At 65.4% G+C, this 3,229-nt stretch carries 5 protein-coding genes; 3 read left to right on the top strand and 2 right to left on the bottom strand.

Annotated features, from left to right (window positions below; all coding sequences use genetic code 11):
• Positions 1–124: 124 nt before the first annotated feature.
• Together AC08OT_RS19755 and AC08OT_RS19750 are read right to left on the bottom strand one after the other, a co-directional pair.
• Entirely contained in the window at positions 125–448 is a 324-nt protein-coding gene (locus AC08OT_RS19755) for a 4a-hydroxytetrahydrobiopterin dehydratase (RefSeq protein WP_476594712.1), read from the bottom strand.
• A 15-nt stretch (positions 449–463) separates the two neighbouring features.
• On the bottom strand, positions 464–1,873 hold the full coding sequence (locus AC08OT_RS19750; protein ID WP_476594713.1) for a helix-turn-helix domain-containing protein: 1,410 nt from the start codon (positions 1,871–1,873) through the stop codon (positions 464–466).
• Between the two features lie 465 nt (positions 1,874–2,338).
• Here AC08OT_RS19750 and AC08OT_RS19745 point away from each other — a divergent pair, with 465 nt between their 5' ends.
• Genes AC08OT_RS19745 through AC08OT_RS19735 form a run of 3 tightly spaced genes read left to right on the top strand, consistent with a single transcriptional unit; the run spans position 2,339 to position 3,113 of the window.
• Complete coding sequence (locus tag AC08OT_RS19745; protein WP_476596483.1) at positions 2,339–2,608, top strand: hypothetical protein; 270 nt, start codon at positions 2,339–2,341, stop codon at positions 2,606–2,608.
• Positions 2,605–2,913, top strand: a complete 309-nt coding sequence (locus AC08OT_RS19740; RefSeq protein ID WP_476594715.1) for a hypothetical protein — start codon at positions 2,605–2,607, stop codon at positions 2,911–2,913. Before AC08OT_RS19745 ends, AC08OT_RS19740 begins: the two co-directional genes overlap by 4 nt.
• Positions 2,914–2,951: 38 nt before the next feature.
• Complete coding sequence (locus tag AC08OT_RS19735) at positions 2,952–3,113, top strand: hypothetical protein (protein WP_476594716.1); 162 nt, start codon at positions 2,952–2,954, stop codon at positions 3,111–3,113.
• Positions 3,114–3,229: the final 116 nt, after the last annotated feature.

The raw sequence follows: 3,229 nt of genomic DNA, 5'->3' as shown, positions 1-3,229 counted from the left end.
ACCCCGGAGGATCAAGACCCTGCCCCTACAGGTCCCGGCACCGACCAGGCAGCCGCCCCAGGCCAACGGGGCTGTAGAGCCCAGCGGGCCGGGACTCTCCCGCCCGCTGGGTCGGTCTCTTCAGCTATCCCGCCGCTTCCTCCTGGACGTAGCGGGCCAGCACGGCTTCGATGCGGTCGACTAGCCGGAAGTCCAGGTCGGTGATCCGCTGCCCGGCGCTGTAGGTGGTGAGACTGAACGTCAGTTCTCCCCAGCGCAGTTCGACGTCCGGGTGGTGCTCCAGTTCCTTCGCGGACTCGGCCACCGTGCCGAGAGCTTCGATCGCGGCATAGTACTCCACGGGGAACGTCTTGTGGATCTCTTCGCGGTCGGTGGCCTTCACCCATCCGTCCAGCGCGGCCAGGCGTCGGGGGACTTCCTCGGCCGGTAGCGGGTCGCGCAGTCCCACGCTCGTTGTCCCTTCCTACAGTGTCGCCAGCAGAGCTTTGACCTGTCGTCCGGTCTCATGGTCATACCATGGCGTGAGGTGGCGCCAAACGCCGTGGAGCTCCTGCCGTAGCCGTGCCGAACTGGTCTCCCTGGCGACGGTGACCGCGTGCGTCACCGCGTCCGCGGCGGCCTCTGGGTTCCCGGCCTGAGCATGCGAGGTGGCCTGCCGTGCCTGGTAGACGCCCTTGTCCCGGCGGGCTGCGGCGGGCAGGGCAGAGATGACCTGCTCCCACAGCGGCAGGGCCTCGCGACCGAGACCGAGACGGTTGTAGCAGGTGGCCCGCTGCACCTCGATGTAGCCGGGGGTGCGCCGGCAGGTGTTGAACCATGGATAGTCGTCATCGACGCGGACCAGCAGCGCGGCGGCCTTGTCCAGGGCGTAGTCTGCGCCGCGCCGGTCGCCGATGAGGGCGTAGCCGTGGGCTGTCTGCTGCATCGCCTGTACCCGGACCTTCGCACACAGGCCGTTCTCGTCCGTCAGGGCCGCGCTGGTCAGGTCGAGGGTGCCGGGTCCGTCCTGCTGGTCAGTACAGATCATCGCCTTGTTCGTCAGGGTGTGCCGGACGAGCTGGGTGTCTCCCACCCGGTGAGCGAGTTCGAGAGCCTGGTTCGCCCAGTGCGACGCGCTCACGAGGTCCCCGGCATCCTGGTAGAGCCAGGTCGTCAGGCCCGCGTAGGCGACGCTCGTGCGCAACAGGGCGTGCCGTTCAGGGCCCCGGGCCACACGCAGGAACTGCCGGATGAGTTCCTGCTGCACCAGCACCGACGGAATCACGGTGTGCGGCCCCAACGCGGCATCGGCCCGGTAGTAGCCGTCAAGCTGAGCCGCCAGATACTCGATGGCCTCAGGCGCAACCTGCTGATACGACGCCAAGGGCATGACCGCGCCCCCAACCAGGAACCCGGCACCGCTTCCCGCGAGGAACGTGCGCCGGCCGATGGCCACGATGACCACCTCCCCTACGTGTGCGATCACCCGGTACGGGTCGACCGGCGGACCCGCACTGTCTGCTGGCGGTACCCCGAGGATGCCGGGAACCGCCGGTGCAGTTGGCGAGACCACCGGGGCAGGGGCGAGAGCCGCCTCGCTGGAGCGTGGCCGTGGGAGCTTGAACCACAGCGTGTCTTCCGGGATGCGCAGGACCTCGGCCCACCGGATGAGCTTCGTAAGGTCGGTCACCGGCTCACCCGACTCGATGCGGCTCAACTGGGTCTGAGTGATGCCCATCCACCCGGCCACCGTCTCCTGAGACAGGACAACGGTGTGATGAGGGTGGTTGCGGTAGGCCGCGATCACCCGGCCCATGTGCCGCTCATCGAGGGCGTCCCAAAGAATTCGTAATGAAATAATTAATGCAAGCCAATATGCGTCTTCGCAGGTCACGGGCTCGCGAGGACCACGAAGTGAACAAGTTATTTCATTCCGAATCCAAAGCTGATCGGAGGCGGTCCAGGATTCGACCGGCACCTCCGACGCAGCCGTGCCACGTTCCCGAGCCCGGCGCTGGCAGGGCTCACACGATCCCCGGTCGTTGTCCCGGGCAAGGCGGGTGCCACACCGGCAGTAGCGAGAATCGTCTACCTGGTCACTCATCGCAGTGACGCCCCTTCGTGACCTCCCAGGCCCGGATCGTGCTCACGCAGTCTATCCAGCGCCGCGGGCCGCTCAATACCTGCGATGCATGGCGCCCATGCATTCCACGTCTAGTGATCACGAATCGTTGATTTCACACTTGCCCCCAGGCCCCGAGGCCGGGTCGAGGAAAACAGTTCTTCAGATGACTACGGCGGGCTCCTCGGCCTCGGGTGCCGCTCCAGGCGGAACGTCGAACGAGGGAGAAGGCGGACGGTGGAACGGATGAGCGGAGGCTGGCCGGGTATCCCGCGACTGTCAGGTGATGTTCCCTTGAGGATTCTGCGATTGCAGAGCGACGTTGCCGTCACCGCGATGGAAGAGCTGGAAAGCAAGCTCATCGACTACAAGGGCCATGTCCCAGCCGAGCCCCTTGAATACGCCGCACTACTGGAACGAATCGAGAACATCACGGAGGAGGCTCGATGGATCAAGAACCAAATAGTCAAGATCACGGATGGAGGGGAACTGAACTCGGGGAAGTGATCGCCCGGCGCATCCGGCCCTACGCTGTCCTGAACGTCTACGGTGTGCAGGTCGCCACCTTCGCCACCTGGAACGACGCACACGTCTGGGCACACGAGAAACTACAGGACCCCGACGTCATTCTCCCCTTGGAGGTGGAGGACCGGACGCAGCGGATCACGCGGCGCATCACACGAGAGACGTGCGAACTCATCGCCTGGAGGATCTTCACGAAGGTCGGCGGCTGCGAGCCGATGAACGGAGCGGCCGACCCATCGCCTCGCACCCTCGACGAGAATCAGCCCTATAGCAACTCCCCTGTGTAATTCCCTCCTGATCTGGGAGTCGACCGAACGTGGACGAGATGGACGGCAGCCTGACCCTCGACCTGGCCGCGCCCGCGACGATCGTCGCCGAGCCTTCGGCGAGGAGACGCATTGAGCAGTACTTCCTGGCGGTCAACAACGCATTCCCGTCGGCGCACGATGTGGCGACCATCGTCATCACTCACATGCTGCCCGACTGACCCTTCTTCCTGGACGCGGTGGCGCGAGGGAACGATCTGATATCGATTCTTCCCAAGCCGAAGTCCTGTGACCCGGCGACGCGGGCCACCATCAGCGGCCGGTACCACTGCGATGA

It is taken from the genome of Frankia sp. CgJB1 (assembly GCF_977947065.1).
This window is presented reverse-complemented; position numbering and strand designations above follow the sequence as displayed.

Coding starts and splice junctions, on each gene's coding strand:
- AC08OT_RS19735 (WP_476594716.1), top strand. CDS start 2,952: ATGGACGGCAGCCTGACCCTCGACCTGGCCGCGCCCGCGACGATCGTC.